19 protein-coding genes are annotated in these 19,972 nt (G+C 49.1%); 14 read left to right on the plus strand and 5 right to left on the minus strand.

All coding sequences use genetic code 11. The annotated features are described in order from the left end of the window. Positions 1-69: 69 nt before the first annotated feature. The 5 genes from ACVB80_RS07570 to ACVB80_RS07590 form a co-directional block, all read right to left on the minus strand. Positions 70-1,410, minus strand: coding sequence for a sodium/glutamate symporter (locus ACVB80_RS07570; protein ID WP_481080672.1), 1,341 nt, complete (start codon positions 1,408-1,410; stop codon positions 70-72). A gap of 383 nt (positions 1,411-1,793) precedes the next feature. Next, positions 1,794-3,071: a cytosine deaminase gene (locus tag ACVB80_RS07575; protein WP_481080673.1), complete on the minus strand. Its 1,278-nt coding sequence runs from the start codon at positions 3,069-3,071 to the stop codon at positions 1,794-1,796. Positions 3,072-3,081: 10 nt separating this feature from the next. Next, positions 3,082-4,320: a cytosine permease gene (codB, locus tag ACVB80_RS07580; RefSeq protein WP_481080674.1), complete on the minus strand. Its 1,239-nt coding sequence runs from the start codon at positions 4,318-4,320 to the stop codon at positions 3,082-3,084. Positions 4,321-4,566: 246 nt separating this feature from the next. Next, complete coding sequence (locus ACVB80_RS07585) at positions 4,567-5,658, minus strand: diguanylate cyclase domain-containing protein (protein WP_481080675.1); 1,092 nt, start codon at positions 5,656-5,658, stop codon at positions 4,567-4,569. A 3-nt stretch (positions 5,659-5,661) separates the two neighbouring features. Beyond that, positions 5,662-6,150: a putative pterin-binding protein gene (locus ACVB80_RS07590; protein ID WP_481080676.1), complete on the minus strand. Its 489-nt coding sequence runs from the start codon at positions 6,148-6,150 to the stop codon at positions 5,662-5,664. 320 nt (positions 6,151-6,470) lie between these two features. Here ACVB80_RS07590 and ACVB80_RS07595 point away from each other — a divergent pair, with 320 nt between their 5' ends. The 14 genes from ACVB80_RS07595 to ACVB80_RS07660 all read left to right on the plus strand — a co-directional run bounded on the left by ACVB80_RS07595 (position 6,471) and on the right by ACVB80_RS07660 (position 18,771). After that, positions 6,471-7,055 carry a TadE/TadG family type IV pilus assembly protein gene (locus tag ACVB80_RS07595; RefSeq protein ID WP_481080677.1) on the plus strand — a complete coding sequence of 195 codons (585 nt, stop codon included), beginning with the start codon at positions 6,471-6,473 and terminating at the stop codon, positions 7,053-7,055. Next, positions 7,042-7,566, plus strand: coding sequence for a tight adherence pilus pseudopilin TadF (gene tadF, locus ACVB80_RS07600; protein ID WP_481080678.1), 525 nt, complete (start codon positions 7,042-7,044; stop codon positions 7,564-7,566). Before ACVB80_RS07595 ends, tadF begins: the two co-directional genes overlap by 14 nt. Positions 7,567-7,570: 4 nt before the next feature. Next, the gene (locus tag ACVB80_RS07605) at positions 7,571-9,250 is read left to right on the plus strand and encodes a pilus assembly protein (protein ID WP_481080679.1); all 1,680 of its coding nucleotides are present in this window, start codon (positions 7,571-7,573) and stop codon (positions 9,248-9,250) included. 473 nt (positions 9,251-9,723) lie between these two features. Further along, positions 9,724-9,930: a Flp family type IVb pilin gene (locus ACVB80_RS07610; RefSeq protein WP_481080680.1), complete on the plus strand. Its 207-nt coding sequence runs from the start codon at positions 9,724-9,726 to the stop codon at positions 9,928-9,930. Then, the gene (locus ACVB80_RS07615; RefSeq protein WP_481080681.1) at positions 9,930-10,394 is read left to right on the plus strand and encodes an A24 family peptidase; all 465 of its coding nucleotides are present in this window, start codon (positions 9,930-9,932) and stop codon (positions 10,392-10,394) included. Before ACVB80_RS07610 ends, ACVB80_RS07615 begins: the two co-directional genes overlap by 1 nt. Next, positions 10,391-11,188: a Flp pilus assembly protein CpaB gene (cpaB, locus tag ACVB80_RS07620; RefSeq protein ID WP_481080682.1), complete on the plus strand. Its 798-nt coding sequence runs from the start codon at positions 10,391-10,393 to the stop codon at positions 11,186-11,188. Before ACVB80_RS07615 ends, cpaB begins: the two co-directional genes overlap by 4 nt. Before the next feature lie 10 nt (positions 11,189-11,198). After that, on the plus strand, positions 11,199-12,539 hold the full coding sequence (locus ACVB80_RS07625) for a type II and III secretion system protein family protein (protein ID WP_481080683.1): 1,341 nt from the start codon (positions 11,199-11,201) through the stop codon (positions 12,537-12,539). Next, the gene (locus tag ACVB80_RS07630) at positions 12,536-13,063 is read left to right on the plus strand and encodes a hypothetical protein (RefSeq protein ID WP_481080684.1); all 528 of its coding nucleotides are present in this window, start codon (positions 12,536-12,538) and stop codon (positions 13,061-13,063) included. The genes ACVB80_RS07625 and ACVB80_RS07630 overlap by 4 nt, the downstream gene beginning before the upstream one ends. Continuing rightward, positions 13,064-14,332: a CpaE/TadZ family protein gene (locus tag ACVB80_RS07635; RefSeq protein ID WP_481080685.1), complete on the plus strand. Its 1,269-nt coding sequence runs from the start codon at positions 13,064-13,066 to the stop codon at positions 14,330-14,332. 4 nt (positions 14,333-14,336) lie between these two features. Continuing rightward, entirely contained in the window at positions 14,337-15,605 is a 1,269-nt protein-coding gene (locus ACVB80_RS07640) for a TadA family conjugal transfer-associated ATPase (protein ID WP_481080686.1), read from the plus strand. Positions 15,606-15,609: 4 nt separating this feature from the next. After that, positions 15,610-16,527: a type II secretion system F family protein gene (locus ACVB80_RS07645; RefSeq protein ID WP_481080687.1), complete on the plus strand. Its 918-nt coding sequence runs from the start codon at positions 15,610-15,612 to the stop codon at positions 16,525-16,527. Beyond that, the gene (locus tag ACVB80_RS07650; RefSeq protein ID WP_481080688.1) at positions 16,527-17,387 is read left to right on the plus strand and encodes a type II secretion system F family protein; all 861 of its coding nucleotides are present in this window, start codon (positions 16,527-16,529) and stop codon (positions 17,385-17,387) included. The genes ACVB80_RS07645 and ACVB80_RS07650 overlap by 1 nt, the downstream gene beginning before the upstream one ends. Further along, positions 17,384-18,130, plus strand: coding sequence for a hypothetical protein (locus ACVB80_RS07655; protein WP_481080689.1), 747 nt, complete (start codon positions 17,384-17,386; stop codon positions 18,128-18,130). Before ACVB80_RS07650 ends, ACVB80_RS07655 begins: the two co-directional genes overlap by 4 nt. Next, the gene (locus ACVB80_RS07660) at positions 18,130-18,771 is read left to right on the plus strand and encodes an OmpA family protein (protein ID WP_481080690.1); all 642 of its coding nucleotides are present in this window, start codon (positions 18,130-18,132) and stop codon (positions 18,769-18,771) included. Before ACVB80_RS07655 ends, ACVB80_RS07660 begins: the two co-directional genes overlap by 1 nt. Positions 18,772-19,972: the final 1,201 nt, after the last annotated feature.

The following is a 19,972-nucleotide window of genomic DNA, read 5'->3' on the forward strand; positions in this document are numbered from 1 at the left end:
GATCTGCGGTCAGCAAGGGCAAGACTCACCTCGCGGCAGCGACTGTACAGAGCTGCCGCGAGGTTTGAATCAGCTCTGCTCAGCCACCTTACCAGCGCGAACAAACACAAACTTCCAAATCGCCAGAACAACCAGCAGGTACGCGATACCCACCCCCATTGCCTGCCAGTGGTAACCCAGCATCATTGCCATAGGCATCAGTGAAATGATGAAAATGTCGGTGATTGAGCCGGGAACGTACGCGATTGCGTAGTCATCCAGTACTTTACTCTTCATTTTGGGATCCACGATACGCAGCAGGGCGATGCCCATTGCGACCGTACCGGTCAGCCAGCCCCAGGAGAAGATGCCTTTTTCAAACCAGTCATCACCCAGAATGCGTGGCGCGACCCAGAAGATCAGCCACAAGGTGAAGCAGATGCCGCCCAGAGCCAGTACCACCATTGGTGCCAGATACTGAACCAGTACGGTAACTTTAATCGCAGAGATACCAAACACAATCAGGTAGTCGGTACTGATCCCGGCAGCGTGGTTGAATACGCCGTCACACAGGTAGCGGGAGGCTTTGGTCTGCTGAGCGATCATGCGCACGAACATACCGCCCAGAAAGCCGGTAACGAACGTCGGGATCTGCACTTTGTCGTGGAACGAAGAGAGGTAATCTGCTGCAACATAAGAGAATGCGGTAACCAGAACCACCAATGCGGCGTGAATCGCGAACGAGTCGACTGACAGAGCAGACATAGAGTCAGTCATTACTTTCTGCTGCAGCTTTGGTTCAACCAGGCCTTTACGCTCAAAATCGTTCATGCTCTTAAACGTGGTGAACTTGTCAATCAGGCCCATTTTCAGCGCGGCCTGCAGGATAAGCATACCCAGCGAGATAGAGATAAAGATCCCCGCAGTTGCAAAGGTCAGGCTCAGGGTAAAGGCATCTTCCCAGCCCAGTGAACCAAAGATGTCACCGACAACCGCAGACGTGCCGTGACCACCCATAAAGCCCGCCGACATAGTGACGCCAAAGCCAGGGTTCAGATCCGGCCAGACGAAGGTCGCCAGCACAAATCCAAACATACCGGCAAACAGCCACTGAGAGACAGAAGCAATCTGGTTAAACGCCCACAGTGAACCAGCGCGTTTGGCGACAACAGAAGGGGAAGGGACGTCGGTCGCAAGACCCAGCGCACTGAACAGCGCAGCAGTCAGCAGGCCAGCGTTAGAGGCAAATGTGTCGGTCCATGGCAGTACATTTGCACCGGCAGGGCCAAGACACAGGCCGAGCAGACCAGCCAGAACTGCCGATGGCAGGTACATTCGCTGAAACAGAGTAATGTGTACACGAAGGATTTTACCCAGCAGCAGCAGGCCGCCGGCAATAGCAAGATCGGTAAGCATCAAACCGTTTGGCATAGATTTCTCCAGGTTAGCAGCCGGAATCCGGCTGAAATTAGTCAAACAGATACCAGTGGCCGGGAGCAGCAGAGTCCTTGCTGGTGGCGGGATGTCCGTATAGTAAAGTGGCGCGTTGAAATGCGCGGGGATTGGTATCCGGTTGATTTTCGCAAATGTCATACCGTTGAAAAGGCGGCATTAAGAAGGGAAACGCGAAAATCAGAAATTAAAAAAGGAGCCCGATAACAAGCTCCTTATTGATTAGTGCGCGAATAGTAATGGAAGAGTCATAAGAAATCAAACAAACGTATCGAACAGCACTGAATGAGTTCTATTTGGCGCATAAAAGCGCCGATTGGTGCAGAATTCCGTCTTCCTGCTTTCCTCTTCTTTAATTTTTACTATCTTCTGAAGTCGACCTCTTCAGTCGAATCCAGACTGATTTCAGTACGTGCTGGTTCCGTTTTCGCGAGAACCTTGCCACCGCGAATGGAGTAACGTACCGGCACCTGACGGCGAACCGCATCAAAGCCATTTTCGGCAGGCAGGATGATAAGGTTACCCGGACGGCCGGTTTCAATGCCGTAGTTCTCACCCAGAGCAAGGGCTTTGGCAGAGTTCCGGCTGATGAGATCCAGTGACTGGTTGATCTGGTCGTAGCCCATTACCTGACAAACATGCAGACCCATGTGCAGAACCTGCAGCATGTTGGCAGTACCCAGTGGGTACCATGGGTCGAACACATCGTCATGACCAAAGCAGACGTTGATATCAGCCGCCAGCATTTCTTTAACCCGGGTGACGCCGCGGCGTTTCGGGTAGTCATCAAAGCGGCCCTGCAGGTGAATGTTCACCAGTGGGTTGGCCACAAAGCTGATGCCGGACATCTTCAGCAGACGGAACAGACGAGAGGCATAAGCGCCGTTGTATGAGTGCATGGCCGTGGTGTGACTGGCGGTAACCTTATCACCCATATTGAACTTGTGGGCCAGGGCTGCCAGGGTTTCCACAAAGCGGGACTGCTCGTCGTCGATTTCATCACAGTGAACATCGATCAGACGGTCGTATTTCTGCGCCAGTTCGAACACATAGTGAAGGGACTCAATACCGTACTCACGGGTAAACTCGAAGTGCGGAATAGCGCCGATCACGTCCGCGCCCAGTTTCACTGCCTCTTCCAGCAGCTCTTTACCGTTCGGGTAGGAGAGAATGCCTTCCTGCGGGAATGCCACAATCTGAATATCAACCCATGGTTTCATCTCTTCACGTACTTCGATCATCGCTTTCAGCGCGACCAGAGACGGGTCGGACACATCCACGTGGGTACGCACGTGCTGGATACCGTTGGCGATCTGCCATTTCAGGGTCTGTTTGGCACGTTGTTTTACATCTTCTACCGAGAGCATTTGCTTACGCTCAGCCCAGCGTTCAATGCCTTCAAACAGGGTGCCGGAGATGTTCCAGCTCGGTTCGCCCGCTGTCTGGGTGGTATCCAGGTGGATATGCGGCTCACAGAACGGTGGCAGCGCGTAGCCACCTTCTGCATCGATAATCTCACCATCGAAATCCAGCGCCTGTTCAGCGGAAATAATCTGGCTGAAATGGCCATTTTCAATCAGGATTTGCTGCAGTGGTGCTTTGTCCTGCAAGCGAACATTTTTAATCAGTAAACTTGTCATTTTGGCGTCCTTAAGCGGTTTGCGCTTTGGAATACTTCTTATTGATAACCGGGTTCAGGATAAGATAACTGATAGCGCCGCCAAGTACAGCATTTACCGGCACGACGCCCGGAAGAAAGTTACCTGCAGCCACACCAATCGCGACTGCTGTAATACCTGCCCAGTTCACGGTTTTGAACATATCGTCAGAGAAGCTCTTGTAACGCTCACGATTTGCCAGGAAGTCAGCGATGATCACGCCGCCAATCGGTGGAATCGCGAGTGAAAGGAATGTCAGCCAGCCTACAAAGTTGTTATACAGCCACAGTGCGCACAGGGTGCCAACCACGCCGTTCGCCATCGAGATGTATTTGCTTGGAAGGCCGGTCACGTTCGAGAAGCCAAGGCCTGAAGCGTACAGGGCGTTGTCGTTGGTGGTCCAGATGTTCAGGCCCAGTACGATAATCGCAGGAAGCAGCAGGCCCTGTGCGATCATCACTTCAGAAATATCTGCCTGGCCTGTCACCGAAGCACCCGCTGCGCCGAAGATGAACATCAGTGAGTTACCGATAAAGAACGCCACCATGGTGATAAGTACTGCGCCAGCTGGTTTCTTACCGAAGCGGACGAAATCAGCAGTCAGGGTGCCTGCACTGACAAACGAGCCAACCACCATTGCCAGGGCCACAGAGAAGTCTACAGGCTGCTGAGGTTCAACTTTCATCAGCTCGCCAACACCGCCTACGCTGTCGATAGCAGTGAAGACAGAGAAGCCGCCCAGCAGCGCGATAGCCGGTACCGCAATGGCAGAGAGCACCATCAGGGCTGAGATGCCAAAGTATACGGTCGCTGTCATCATCAGGCCGGATACCAGGATCAGGGTGTTGGTATCAATACCTGTCGCTTTGTGAACCGGGATAGCAAACATTGCCACGCCCACACCAAACCAGCCAACCTGAGTGCCGCCAAGCAGCAGTGAAGGAAGCCATGAGCCTTTGGTACCAAAAGAGAAACGGGCAAGAAGATGAGTGGAAAGTCCGGTAGAAGCGCCGATGTAGCCGAGGAAGGAAGTGTAAATACCGAGGATCAGGTTGCCGAGGAGAACGGCGAGGATGAAATCATCAAAGCTGAGTCCGGTGCCGAGTGAACCGCCGGTCCACATACTGGCTGAAAAGAACGTCAGCCCCAGCATCACCATCGTCAGGGATGCGACCCCTTTTCGTGCCGATGCCGGTACCGGCCCCAAACTGTAGTTGTTGTCCGCTGCCATCAAAAACCTCTCTCTTTTTTGCTAAATAAACGCCGTATTCCAGCCAAATTGTGGCGCATGATAGTGTCAAAAACATCAGTGTCAATGAGTTTCTTGTGGCTTTAACGTCTGCTATTGATGTTTGTGTAAGTATTTTCTTTTAAAACAAGGGGATGTGGTATTTAAATATTTAACAAATGATTACCTCTGAAGTATTTGCTGTTTTTATGCATAATGTTTGATTTGGGGCGGAGTTATCGGGGTTCATCAAAGGGCGGAGCTGGTGGCTCTGGATACGGCATACTGGTCAAATCCGGCAGAGCGGGCCTGGCACATGGTGCGATAGGCCTGGTCGTAAATCAGTTCGTCGCTGTCACATTCCAGTGGATTGATCACTATCCCCACACTGCCTGAGAGTGGGCAGGAGGTTCCCTGAAACAGGATTCTGGTCGAGGTAAACGCCAGCAGTTCTTTGGCGAGCAGGGTAGGGTCTTCGGTTTGATCAGATATAAGAGCAAAGTGGCAGGAGTCTATCTGACAGATCAGCTTCGCTTTGTTTTTTAGGGAGGAGAAGTTTTTCACCAGCCTCGTCACCGCTTTCTCCTTTGCTTTTTGGCCGGCAATATTCTGGATTTCATCCAGGCCATGCAGTTCGAGGTACAAAAGTGCGTAGTCCTGCCCGCGAATGCGCTTTTGCGCCATGTAAGAGAGCAGGGTCTGGCGATTGGCCAGCCTGGTCTGAGGGTGGGTAAGGCGCAGGGTTTCGAGTCGAGACTGGTTGCGGAAAACCAGGATAAGCAGCGTGACTGAGCAGCCGAGCAGGGTGAACAGGGCATAAGACATACGGGTGATAGCCTGGTGGAGCTGACTGTCCCGCTCATAGTTAAATGTCGCAACACGCTGGAACTCGTTGTTGTAGATTTTATTAAGAACGAACTCTGTATCGACCTGTTTCTCCAGGTATTGCCGCAGTTCTGTTTCATTGAACGGCCCTCTGGCCGGGTCAAGTTTTTTGAAACTGGCGAATATCATCCTCAGATCATGAGCGTTCTTTTCATTCCTGAGCAGAGCTTCGTATCCTGAACCTTCCAGCATAATGTCAAAGGATGACCAGGCGAGATCATAGGCCTGGCTCAGTTCATCATTAGTGATATTCCCGTCAAGATAGCGAACGGCCTCAGATATAAACTGGCTATGCATCAGCAGAAGCTGCACTGCTCCGCGACCGGCAAAGAGTTCGTTTTTATTAATCAGTTCATGTGAGCGGCGGGTCAGGTCGTAACTGATCAGACTGCTTAAAATCATCAGCAATCCGGCCAGAATAACGCCCATTATTTTAAAACGGGAGATCCGCGGCATAGATCAGGGCTCCTCATCACTCACGGTGATTTCATACAGCTGCCAGACCATGTAGTCGTTGTAGATATGGGCCTTGAGCTCATCGTAGTCATCAATCGGAAACATCAGCCACAGTGGCCCACGGCGGCGGATACTCATTTCCTGGTTATCCATCTTCCACGCAAGAATAGGGGAGTAGCGTTCAATGTCATCCAGATTGGCACTGGCCTGGTAGGAGTCCAGTGCACGAAGCGTTATCCAGCGCCCTTTTGGACCTGCCAGCTCAAGCACAGACTCCAGGGTTGGCCCCTGGAAACGAATGGTGCCTACTGTCCATGGTGTTTCGGTATCAATAATCACCTGTTCGTATCGCTTAAAGTCATCGCGGGTCAGCTCAAGCTGCCTGTCTACCGCCCCGTTTATCTTCAGCACTACCTGCTGCTCTGCCTGCACACCAGGCAACCACAGCCAGCCAAATACAGTTATAAGAAGAATCAACCACTGCCTTTTCATAACTCACTCCTGCCAGTAATCGCAGAATTTAGTTAGATCACTGTTTAGTAATCGAAAATCCTGAGTTTCTTATCAGTATAGAAGCTGGGAACTGCTTTGCCACTGAACAAAATGAAACAGGTGTGACAGCAAAATGACGCTGCAAATGTCAAAGGTTTGTCATATGTTCATTTTCAGGTTATTCGAATGTTGTTCTATATCTTACATTTGTGTACGATTTCGAACTAAGGTCACAGTTTTGTACCTTGGTGATGGAGGTTTTCGCTTTTTGCTTGCAGCTAAGCCTTTGTTTATAAGTTTTGTTAAAGAAAATAAATTAAATGAAAAAGCCATTTAAACAGAGGCAGAAAGGGGTGTTCGCTATCGAATTTTCCCTGGGCTTCATAGTGCTGTTTATGTTCACTATGTTGATCTTCGAGACCTGCCGCCTTACCTACATTTGCTCGGTTCTGGATTATGCGACGGCTGAGGCTGCGCGGGATGCGCGGGTGCAGTTGAAGAAGAACCCGAAGCTTAATGAGTACAACAAGCCTGGCTTTGATTGTACTGACGATAAGCTTTCAGATAAACAGAAGCATGAATGCGAGAAAGTTCAGTCTTTTAAAGGTGATGAATTTCAGATTTGGTTCTATTCATTTATAGAGAGGACGAGAGCGGGGGCATTAGGAAAAATTCTGAGTTTTGACAGCAATATGGCTATCAATGGCAAGCACTATAAAAACCTCAAAACACTGATTGATGATACTCCAAACTTAGCAACTTGGAAGAAAAATGCGTTCTCAGTTTTTGAAGTTACCTATTTTTACAAACCTGTGTTCTTCCCTGTTCCACTTTTTAGTACTGATATAAAACGACATGTCCTGGTTATCGATGAGTTTGAGAGGCTCCCCCGTGACAAGAAGTAAGCAATCTGGTGTGTTTGCGATTGAACTGGCATTTGTCTTGATTGGGATGGCTGCCGCTCTTTATTTTTGTTTTGATCTCGGTTATCAACAGATAAGAAAGAGCCAACTGGAAAGAATTTCATATTCATTAGTGAGTGTTCTTAAAGAAAGAAAACTCTATTTTTCATCAAATGAATTGAGTGATGGCAGTGAAGCAAAAGAACTAAGGACTCTGGGTGCAAGGTTACTTAACGTTGATGAAAAAAAAGTATCGGTTGTGATTGAGAGGCGGGTAGGAGTTAAAGGTAAGCGACAAAGTATCCAGGAGAGGTCGGGGGACATCGCTTGCTCAGTCAAAAATAAGTTCGATTCGAGTTTTGATATTCCTTTGGAAAAAAGTAAAAAGATAGCCCCTGTTTATCAGGTTACTGTCTGTCAGAGTGTACCAGCATGGTTTGAGCGTGTGATTGGTAATGATGACAAAAAAACGGAACGGATACTAGCGGCGAGCTCAGCTTTTTTAGGCAGATAAAATTATGCATACAAAACGATTACAACGTGGTGTTGCTGCGATATGGTATGTTTTTCTTATTGGAGCAATTATGTCTCTGGGCGCTCTTGGTATAGAGGGCTCAAGATATATAAGCAAAAAAGCAAGGTTGGGTGATGCTCTCGAAGCCGCGTCTATTGCTGTCGCTTCAAATGACAGGGTGAAAAATGCCTTTAAGGCGGAAGAAAAACAGGCGAGCGGTTATAGTGCTAAGGAAGTGGCTACGAATTGGATTCATTTTTTCTTGCAGGATGATAAGAAAGTAGAGTTGACAGAAATAAAGCGAACAGATGTTAACAACCGGTTTGGGAAAAATGAGCTAATTACTCCCTACAACGTTAATTATGTTCGCTATGACGTAAATGTAAAAACAACACATGAATCCTGGATGAATTTTCCAACTTGGGCAAGTTTTGATGAAAAACTAACCGTAACAAATAAAGGAACATCAGGACGAATAAAAGGTAACCACGAACCTGCGGATGTGGTTTTTGTAGCCGATTACTCAGGATCCATGGACTTTTGTTATGACTCTAAAAGTAAAAAAGAAGATCGCTGGTGTCGGGGTCGAAATAAAAGGAAGAAAATTGAATATCTGAGAGAGGCTATCGACCAGGTTACCAAGGCTTTGTTTGATGTGAATAAGAAATCCACTTTTGGATATATTCCGTTCAATAGAAGGATCGTTGTGCAAAGGGAATTACCAGGAGTTGGAAGTAAGTTTTATTGTGTGTCCCCTTTGTTAGCACCTAAAGCAAAATATCCAGGGGACGAAAGTGGTGATTTTGACTTTGTCAGAAGTAATCCTAACTTTATGTCAGTTTACAAGAAGTATTTTGATGGTGACCGTAAAACATGGTATGACGAAAATAAAATATCTAAACGTCAGAGAGCGATATTTGAGTCTTATTTTATATGGCTTTCAAATGGCTCTCGCTATACGAAAGGATTTTATAAATATGTAGACTACCCTCACAACTGGTTAAAGTCAGAGAAGCGAGGTAAGTTAAAGAAAGGTTTGGTTAACTTTTCCAGTCATATTAGTTTTGAGCGAAGTGCTAGTGAAATCTCAGTTAAGAACAAGCCTATGTTATCTACACCAATGGAGTATAATGCTCAGGGGTATACAGATAATTACAGACCAAACCCTGGATCTTATTGTGGAGGTCAGGGTAGAAACAATAAAGGTAATCGAGTTCCTCTCTATTATAATGTAGAGAGGAAAGGATTTAGTACGGAGTCTGACAGGGTAGATTTTGTAAATAAAATAAAGCAGATGAAGCCATATAGTGGTACGCATGTCTACCAGGGGATTCTTGCTGCACCGCACCAGTTTTATAACGCAAAGAACAAGAACAGGTACATTATTGTATTGTCTGATGGTGTGGAAAGCTCAAATACGTTTTCAAAGCTTGAAAAGTACAAGATGTGTGAAAATATAAGAGAGAAGCTGTCCAACCCTGGTGACGGTAATAAGTATGATGTAAAAATGTTTGTTGTTGGCATCGGTTTTGATCCTGGAAAGGGAGCTGGAGGTAATGCCTATTACAGCTGTTTTGGGAAGGAAAATATTTATCCAGTTAATGATCTTGAGAAGCTGAAAGATGTAATCCTAGGTTTGTTTGCTGATGAAACTGGGCATAATTTTGACCGTTTAAGCCATTGACTATCATAGTGCCCGCTGATGCGGGCTTTCTTATATTTGCTGTTAACTTCAATTTCTTACCTTTCATTCCTTGGGAGGATAAGCGGTCGACATTGGACTTCAGCCGCTACTTTGTTAAACGCAGGTTTGCGTTATCGGATTTGCTTGAATCTGTGGGTGCAGTGTCAATTTAATGGCATGCAGTCTGGGTATGATGTCATGATCTCTGTTTATTGGTTGAGTTATTCGAGGTGTTGTGGTTAATCAAAATCTATAAAAACCAATAACTTAAAACTGGATTTTATACTCTAAGTTGTTGTTTTTGCAGTCTTTGTCAGGTCTGTGTTAAAAAGCGTCCGATGTAAAACAAACTGCTTGTAATGTGACCTTGATCCAGTAAACTAGCCCGTGTCAAAAATACGTTGCTAGTTAAAACTTTAGTCCTTTTCTTTTGGCTGGCTTGTTGTCAAACCTCTTAATAAGAGAATTTAATAATGAAAAAACTGATTAACGATTTCATCAAGAACGAAGACGGTGTAACTGCAATTGAGTACGCAATGCTTGGCGTTGCAATGGCTGTTGGTTTGACTGCCATCATGGGTAACAAATCTGATGAAAGTACCTTTTTGGGCTCTCTAAACAAAGCTTTTAAAAATATCGCAACTGTAATTAATGCGGGTGGTGCAACCCCAACCACCTAATGAAAGAGCTTATTCTAGTTTCAATATTGACCGTCCTGGCGGTCAATATTTTTATCTCAGACTGGAAAGAAAGACGGATCAGTAACCAACTGGTCGGCCTTAACTTTGTAGTTTGCTTAATTTTAGCGTTGCTGCTGGATGCGTCGAATATCTGGCAAGGGATTGTGATCTCATTAATTACTTTTGTACTGGGCCTGTTTCTTTTTCGTTTTAAAGTCTTTGGTGCCGGGGATATTAAGCTGTTAATGGGATATTCGCTCTGTTTTACCTTTCCATTGGCACTGGATAACCTGATTGGTTTTCTTATGGCTGGCGGATTAGTGGTGATGGTTCAGTTTGGCTGGGCGTATCTAACCGCTGGGTATAAAGAGCTTAAGGAAAGGGGCGTCCCGTACGGGATCGCCATAGCCGGCGTCAGCACATTTAATATTGTTTGCTTAGTACTGGACCCTGCCCGCCTATGAAACAAAGACTCACCCACCTTATAGCTATTATTGCGTTAGGTGTAGGTGCTTATGGCCTCTTCAATGAGGTATTTGCTACCAAACCTGAACCTGCACCTGTCGCTCAGACCGAAGCGCCCGAAAATAAGCTCCGCGTTTGGCGCGTTGCTTCAAACATTCAACGTGGCCAAAACTTCAATCCGGATCTACTGGAAGCAGAGATGCTGCCTGAGAGCGAATCTGGTTATGCACTTTTAGACTTGCCTTATGGTAAAGGTGCGGTTTACCGCCATAACCTTAAACCTGGAGCAATCCTTAGTCCTGAAGATCTGGTTACACCGGATGACAATGATTACGTTGATACCATCATTAAGCCTGGTATGACTCCGTTTCCACTTGCAATGGAACAGCGCCACATCATTGCTGCTGGCGTAAAAGCCGGTGACTTTATTGATGTGCTTTCCCTCACGTCATTGCAGCAGAACATGGCACAGCGCGACAGCGTAGAGTCTCCACGCGCTGCCAATATTGACGTGAAGCCTCTTCTGAACCAGGTTCGCGTACTGGCTGTGCAGGGCAAAACCTACGATAACCAGGAGCTGGCTCACTATGGCGCAGATGAAGCGTCCACTCTGGTAACCCTGGTGCTGGAGATCCCTCACACTTTTATCAGTAAGATGACTCTGGCCCGCCGCCTGTCGGCACTGGAAATCTACAAATCCCGTCAGCAGATGTATCTGCCGGAAGCCCAAACCAAAGATATTCTGCCGGGTTATCAGGGTATCGTTGAACTGCGCGGCTCCCGTCGCGGATAAGGTAATCGCTATGCAAGAACTATTACTACGATGGAGCCGCATGGCTCTGCTTGCGGCTGCCTGCGCCTCGGCGCCAGCCTGGAGTGCCGGTCTGACTATTGCTTTGGGAGATGCAACCAGCGTTTCCACTCAGCAGGAGATCGGCACTATTTTCGTTTCGTCTCCGGATGTGGCCGACTATCAAATTCTCGACAGCCACAAGTTTGTCGTGTTTGGTAAACAGCGAGGCGACACCCGCATTATGGTGTTTGGCAAAGACAACACTAAAATTTACGACCGTAAGGTAAACGTAGTGCGTGATGTCAGCCTGGTGAACCGTCAGCTTAAACTGCACTACCCGGACTTAAAGGTGAAGGTTGAGGCTGTTGATGAGCAGGTACTGGTAACCGGTGAGATCATTAATCAAACTCAGCACCTTGAAGTGATCAAACTGATCGGTGAACTGCTGAAACTTGAGAAAGTCGAGCAGAAGCAGGATAAACAAAAAGATGACAAAAACTCCAAGGCGACAGAAATTAAGCCAGTTGTAGCCGATTTTAACAAGAAAGTTGAGTACAAGGGTCTGGTTGACAAGCTGAAGATTGCATCTGCTGATCAAATCAACGTAAAGCTGTCGATTGCTGATGTAAGCAGCACATTAAATGAGGAGTTGGGCTTTAAGTGGGCATCGGGTGGAACTAATGCTGCCGGTCAGTTTCTGTTGACCGACTTTGATGCAGGCAAACTTAGCACCCTGATTTCAGCGATAAATGACACTACTCTGGGTCAGATGCTGGCTGAGCCTAATCTGTCAGTTATTTCTGGTGAGTCTGCAACCTTCCTGGTTGGTGGAGAGTTGCCTACTGAGACCCGAAGCAGTAATGGAACAAATGTCACCTATAAAGAGTACGGTATTAAGCTGGCCTTTGCCGCCAAGACACTTGAGAGTGGACGTATTCGTTTGAAGCTTAAGCCAGAAGTCAGCTCAGTAGACCCGACTCATAAGACGGAAAGTGGTGCAATGGCACTGCGCACCCGCAAAGCCGAAACCACCCTCGAACTCAAAGACGGCGAGAGCTTCGTCATCGGTGGCCTGATGAGCAGCGAAGACGTAGAAGGCATGTCCAAGATCCCTGGCGCGGGTGATATCCCGGTACTGGGCGCTCTGTTCCGCAGCGCTGCGACCAAACGTGAGAAGCGTGAGCTGGTCATTGTTGCAACAGTAAACCGCGTTAAGCCTCAGCACGCTTCGGAAATTCAGTTACCGCACATGCAGCCGACCGGTACGCTTAAACGCCTGTTTGGCATGAGCGAGACACCGAAATACCGCGTGACTTACGATCTGCTGTCTCAAGGGGGCTTTAAGAAATGATCAAATCTTCATTAAAAATAGCGAGCCTTTCTGTGGCTCTGGCAAGTGTGGTGTTGAGTGGCTGTTCAAACCAGCCGATTACAGGCACTGAGGCTGTATTGGTTCCGGTTAAGACTGAACTCAAGCTGGATTACAAGTCAAATAAAGGCAGCGAGAAGCAAAAGCTGGATGAAAAAGCCCATGACTTTATTGTTAGTCAGTTTGAAGCGGATGCTGAGCGGGTAGCGGTTATAGCTTACAGCCAGAAAGGTCAGCGCCTGCAGGCCAAACTGCAAAAGCAGCTGGGCAAGTTCCGCCCGTGGATGAGCTATCACAGCGAGCTGAAAGCCAGGCCAGTAAATGACCTGGTGATACGTGCTGAACGTACTCAGGTGATCATGCCACCGTGTCAGGCGCTGGGTGGTTACAACGCCTGGAGCGTGCAGGATGGCTGCTTTGTCGATCGCGCCCGTAACAAGTCACTGGCGACACCATCGACACTCAGGCCTGTGGTTTCTGAACTCTCAATAGCTGAGGAGAAGTAAATGCTGGATTTAACAGAAGCGCTTAAAGCGACGGAATCCCTGTCAGAAACAAAAGAAGGTCTCAACTCCGTTTTGTTCTATCAGTCTGAGCACTGCCACGAACTCGTTGCAGAAGTGTTCAGTTTTGATTCGCTTGGTGTTCCGGATATGCAGGTGATGAAACCTGCCAACTGGGATGAGTTTTTCTCTAAAAATGCACAGCGGCTGGATCTGGTTCTTATCGAGCTGACTAACTGTGATGATGTGATCGCCAAAATCAACGAACTGGCACCGCAGATCCCAAATACGGCTTCTGTCGTGGTCATTGGTAAAGAAGATGCGATTTCAACCATTCGTTCTCTGAAGGAAATGGGCTTCTATTACGTTTTCTGGCCGGTAGTAAAAGCAGAGCTGAGTGACTTTATGCGCCACGTGGTGAGAAACCACCATGGTGGTAAGGGCCTCGGCAGAGAGCGTAAAGCCAAGCGCATTGCCGTTGTGGGCGCAAAAGGGGGCGTAGGCGCTTCACTTATCGCCTGTGAGCTGGCGAGCTTCCTGCGTCGTGAGACGCACTCCAAAGTTATGCTGGTGGATCACAACTACTGTGATTCCAACCTGGACGTTTTACTGGGTATTGAAGAGTACCAAAAGCTGGATATAAACAAGTCTGCTGTGCAGGTATCCCAATTGGATGAAGACTCAGCTCAGTCACTGCTGCAAAGTGTATGTGACGGTATTGCACTGCTGGCCGCAGATGGCCTCAAGGCATCAATTGATGACTGTAATAAGCAGACCGATGCCATGGTCTCTATGCTGCTTCGTCGCTACAACCTGGTGGTGGAAGATTTCTCATGCTCGCGTGAGTTCCCGCTGGATTATATAGCGTTGTGTGAACATTACGACTCGGTAGTGGTGGTGGCTGACCCAACAGTTTCTGCTGTGCGCTCTGCGAAACGTATCCTGCATAACCTGGATGTGGCGGCGCGCAACAGTCTCAAAACACCGCGTTCTATTGTCGTGCTGAACCAGCACCGTACGTTCCGTGACGGCGTACTGTATGCCAAAGAAATTGAGCAACAACTAAAACGTAAAATTGATGTAGAAGTAGGATACGAGAAATCTATTCCTTCTGTCTTGCTGTCTGGTAAACGCTTTACCGGTATTCGTGGCCGCTTCTCTTCAAAAATGCTCGATCTGGCAGCATTGGTGCTGGGCAGAAAGATTGGCAAAAAAGCCAATCCACTGGCTGAACTGCTCGCAGAACTGCGCAGCAAACTGAATAAGGGGTAAGGCGATGAGTGCAGCTAAATCCCTTTATTTGGATATTCGTAACCGCATTTACGAAGCGCTGGATACCAGTGCGGTAGAGAACGCCAGCCGTGACCAGCTGCGCAATCAGCTGACCAACGGTGTCGACATGCTGGTTGAGCAGATGGAGCAGCCTGTTCCGGCGATTATGCGCCGTCAGTTTGTTTCTAACCTGATAGATGAACTGACCGGCCTTGGCCCGCTTCAGTCGCTGATGGATGATGAAGATATCACCGACATCATGGTGAACGGCCCGGATGCAGTGTTTGTTGAACGCCACGGCCTGGTAGAAAAGAGTGATGTGTCCTTTGTTGATGACAATCAGCTACGCCAAATCGCCCAGCGCATCGTATCCCGTGTTGGACGCCGCGTAGATGAAGCCACGCCGCTGGCCGATGCCCGTCTGCCGGACGGCAGCCGTGTCAACGTGGTGATCAGCCCAATCAGTATCGATGGTACGGCTATCTCAATCCGTAAGTTCAAAAAGCAGAGTATTGGTCTGCCGGAGCTGGTGGAGTTTGGTGCCATGAGCCCGCAAATGGCCAAGGTACTGATGATCGCATCGCGCTGTCGTTGCAACATCCTGATCTCAGGTGGTACCGGTTCGGGTAAGACGACGCTGCTGAACGGCCTTTCTCAGTACATCTCTGAGAAGGAGCGTATCCTGACCATTGAAGATGCAGCTGAGCTGCGTCTTCAGCAGCCGCACGTACTTCGTCTTGAAACACGTGTAGCGGGTACTGAAGGCACCGGTCAGATCAACCAGCGCGATCTGGTGATCAACGCCCTGCGTATGCGCCCGGACCGCATCATCATTGGTGAGTGTCGTGGCTCAGAAGCGTTTGAGATGCTGCAGGCGATGAACACCGGCCACGATGGCTCGATGTCTACTTTGCACGCCAACACCCCGCGCGATGCGCTGGCCCGTGTGGAGAGCATGATTATGATGGCTAACCTGGCGCTGCCGCTGGAGGCGATTCGTCGTACCATCGTCAGTGCGGTGAACATCGTGATCCAGGCAAACCGTCTGCACGATGGCTCACGTAAGGTGACCTCTATTTCTGAAGTCGTGGGCCTTGAAGGCGAGAACGTGGTTATGGAAGAGATCTTCCGCTTTGAACCGGACGAGCGCCAGGGAGAAGGGGAGAAAATCTCCGGCCGCTTTATGACACCAGGCCTGATGCAACGCTCAGAGCTGGCAAAAAAAGCGCGCTACTTTGGCCTGTATGAAGAGCTGATGGCAGCGTTCAGGTAAAACTATGAGTCTCTATATTTATCTGATGCTTATCGGTGGTGTGGCCTGGTATTACAGCTGCAGCCTGAAAAAGCAGAAGACCGCACTGCTGAACAAAGACAGCCATACCAACAGCGAAGATGAGCTGAACCTGGTGAACCTTTCTTCCCTGAAGGGAGAGAGCTTTAAAGACCAGCTTCTGATCCGCTTTAATGGTGTGGCCAAACAGCTGGGTAAGAAAGGCCTGATGCAGGCGGCTGCGGGTATTGCCGCTGTCAGCTTTGCCATGAGCTATGTGGTTGGCGTTTATCTGGCGCTGGGCTTTATGTCTGGCATGGCCGCGCTGGCTGCGACGCCATTTGTTGCCGCTATTCTGCTGTTTCGTTTTCTGCTTAATCGCCGTCAGAAGAAGTTTGAAGAGTCCTTCCCGGACGCCATCAACCTGATGACCAGTGCGGTCAGCTCTGGTGAGAGTGTGATGCAGGCGATTCAGTTCGTGGGCGACAAGCTCGATACCATCGTGGGTCAGGAATTTAAGTGGGTGGGGCAGCGACTGCAGATCGGTGAGTCACCGGATGAGGTGTTTCGCCGCTCGTGCCAGAACTGCCCGTATAAGAGCTACCGCTTCTTTATCATAACCCTGCGCGCCAACATGATCCGTGGTGGTCAGCTGAAAGAGGTGATGACCCGGCTGAACCGCGTGTTGTTTGATGCCCGTTCGGTAGAAAAGAAAACTAAGGCGATGACTTCGGAAGCCCGGCTGTCGGCCAAAATTGTAGGTGCTATCCCGTTTCTGTTTCTGTTTGGCATGCAGTACATGAGCCCGGAGAACTTCCAGTTTGTGATTCATGATCCGGGCGGTCGTATGATCCTTTACTACCTGATCGGCAGTGAAGCGATTGGCATGGGCATTATCTGGTTTCTGATCAGGGGGATCCGCTGATGGCCTCTATGATTATTTCGCTGGTTACTTTTCTGCTTGGGGTAATCGCGTTCAGCCTGCTGCGCAGCTCATCGCAGGCAAAGCAGCGCACCCGGATGCACAAACTGCTTCAGACAGAAGAAGTTGAGTCGGAAGCGAAGAAGAAATTCCGCCTGGCGATGAAGAAAATCAGCGCCGAGAACAAGGTGGAGTTTGAGCAGAAGCTGGAGCAGGCCGGTATCTATAACAAAGGGCTGGCGATTTACTATCTTCCGGCTAAGTTCGGCACCATTATTGTCACTTTTGTTGCTGCGGCGTTCATGGTGATGAGTGAAGGCTGGGTGCTGGAAGACGTGATTCTGCCGGTGTTTGGTGTGCTGGTAGCGGTTATTGTGCTGCCGGATATGATTCTGGCATCGAAGAAGAAAACCGTTGAGCGCAACGTTGGCCGTGAGTTGCCGTATCTGATTGATCTGATGGCGGTGTGCGTGCAAACCGGTATGACACTGGAATCGGCACTGGCTTATCTGGCGGAGGAGCTGCAGGGCTTTGATAAGCACCTTGCTTATCATATTAAGCGAACTGCAGAACGTGCCCGTTTAACCGGGCTGGAAAGCGCGCTGACCGAGCTTGCAGTGCGAATTAACACCCAGGAAGTGCGCAGCTTTACCTTTACGTTGCTGCAGAGCCTGCAACACGGCAGCTCGATCTATCAGGTGTTGATCACCCTTTCAAAGGACATTCGTGAAGTGCAGATGCTGGAGACCGAAGAGAAGATCGGCTCCCTGTCGGCCAAAATGAGTGTTCCCCTAATCATCTTTATTATGATGCCTATCGTGATCCTGATTATCGCGCCGGGCGTAATGAGGCTAATGCAATGAGATTTTTATCTGTTGTGCTGGTGGCTTTGCTGGCTGGCTGTTCGTCTGCCCCAAAAACCATCAGTGATGAACAACGAATGGAGATCACCGAAAACTTCCAGGGATTGCAGGAAAACTATCGTGAGCGTTTACAGAAGAACCCGCAGGACCATCCTGCAGCGGTTAAGCTGGCGCGTGTTTATTTTAAAGCGGGCGATCTGGAAGCGGCTACTTACTATCTTGATCAGATCCCGGATGATACCTGCAGCACCCTTGATGGCTGCTGGCTGACCCGTGCCGATATCGCCTACGCCAACGAAGATTACGATAACGCCAAGTACTGTATCGATTACAGCCTGGCGGTGCAGAAAGATGTGTACGCAGTTAAGAACCTTTACGGCATCATTATGGCGACTGAAGGGGACTTTGAGACCGCGAAGCGCTACTTCTTCGAAGCCCGTCTGGGATTTAAAGATGAGAATGCCATCCGTAACAATCTGGCGATGACAGAGATGATGGAAGGCCGCTATGCAGAAGCTGCCGAGCGCCTGATGCCGCTGTATAAACAGGGCACCACAGACCCAACTATCCGGGCCAACCTGATTGTCAGCCTGATGCGCTCGAAGCAGGAACATGTAGTGAAACAGATCCTGCTGCAGGAAAACAGCGAAGAGCAGGCACTGCTGATGTTTGCCCAGCTGAAAGATGATTTACACACCTGGCCGGAGGTTTCTGGACAGGCACCAACAGACGAGGAAATATAATGAATAAATGGCTGCTTGGCGCCCTGTTCGCCGTATCCGGCGCGGCGTGTGCACAACCAACCCTGCTGCAACAGATGTGTGAAACCACTGCGTTCAATCAGGAACTGACCGTAACCATGGAAACGCCTGTGATCATTGCCCATCACCGCAATGGCCGTATGGTCTCTGGTGAAGAAAACCCGGACATTGATGTAAGCCGTTTTGCACAGCTGCTGGTTGGGGAAAACCAGATTTCAGACGATTGCCTGGCTTACCTTCAGCATAAGAGTGTACTGAAAGTGACGACCACTAAATCTGAAGTGACGGAAAAGGGCGAGCCAATCCTGGCACGCGTGTTCTTCCGCTTTGACCGTTCTGAGCTGAGTGAAACTTCGGTGCGTATTCTTGACCATATCGCGCTTGAGCTGAAGAACAGCCCGAACCTGATCACCCTTGAAGGTCACACGGATGCAAAAGGAAGCGAAACTTATAACATGGCTCTTGGCCTGCGCCGCAGTAAGGAAGTAGAGCAGTATCTGATTAGCAAAGGTATCAACCCACAGAGCCTGAAAGCCACCTCAAAAGGTGAAATGGCTCCAATTGCGGACAACGCAACTTCACAGGGCAGGGAGAAAAACCGCCGCGTTGAGGTCAAAATATAAGTAGTGACTATACTGTTACTAATGTCTCCGGCTTCTCTCAAAGCCGCAAACGGGTCCGAAAGGGCCCGTTTTTTTGCGTGTTAATCAGATGGCTTATTGGGTGACTCATTAATAAGCAATTGGTTAAGTTATTTGTCATCCCGGAAATTCTGCCCACTGTTGCTGCGGTAAGGCACACAGCCAGTTCAGAATTATCCGGGATCTCGTGGAGCGATCTGTATTCCTGCCTAAAGCTAAGTACGGGAGTTACTGAGCTATCCACAGGTGCACAACGCTTTTGTTTTCTTTTCACCTAACCACTCGCACCGTGTCATCCTGAATTCATTTCAGGATCTGCTCACAGAGTGTCGTAAACTCAAAAGCTGCCTGCAGCTATCCGGAGTCGCCACCGCGAGGAAAGTATCGCCCCTGCTGAAACCAGATCCTGAATCGCGCTTAACCTTCTTCGCGTGTGGCGGGTTAACGGGAGCGCGCCCAGGATGACACGGTGGGCGTGGTGAGTGAATGATACTCTGTGCATTCATAGGGCTGTGATGGTTTGGTAGTGGCGTTTTGGGTGGGATGGTTTATCTGGCTTAACTGATCGCTTCACGAGGTCCCGGGTCGCGCCTGGCTGTGGGGGGAGGGTAAGTTCAGTGGAGTGCGCCCGGGATGACGAAGTGTTTGAATAACAATGGTTTACTTACCCTTGCCATCCCGGAAATTCTGCCCGCTGAAGTTATGTAGGCCACGCTGCCAAACCAGATCTATCCGGGATCTCACGGAGCGATCTGTATGCCTGCCTTTGGCTCTGTACGGCAGTTACGGAGCTATCCGCTGGCACACAACAACCGGTCTTCTTTTCACCTAACAACCTACACTGTGTCATCCTGAATTCAGTTCAGGATCTGCTCACAAAGTGTCGTAAATCAAAAAGCTGCCCGCAGCTCTCGGGAGTCGCTACCGCGAAATGAGTCTAACTTTTGCTGAAACCAGATCCTGAATCGCGCTTAACCTTCTTCGCGTGTGGCAGGTTAACGGGAGCGCGCTCAGGATGACACGGTGGGCGTGGTGAGTGAATGATACTCTGTGCATTCATAGGGCTGTGATGGTTTGGTAGTGGCGTTTTGGGTGGGGTGGTTTGTCTGGCTTAACTAAACACTTCACGAGGTCCCGGGTCGCGCCTGCCTGTGGGGGGATGGTAGGTTCAGTGGAGCGCGCC

The sequence above is a fragment of the Vibrio sp. 9-16B-A1 genome (assembly GCF_056726165.1).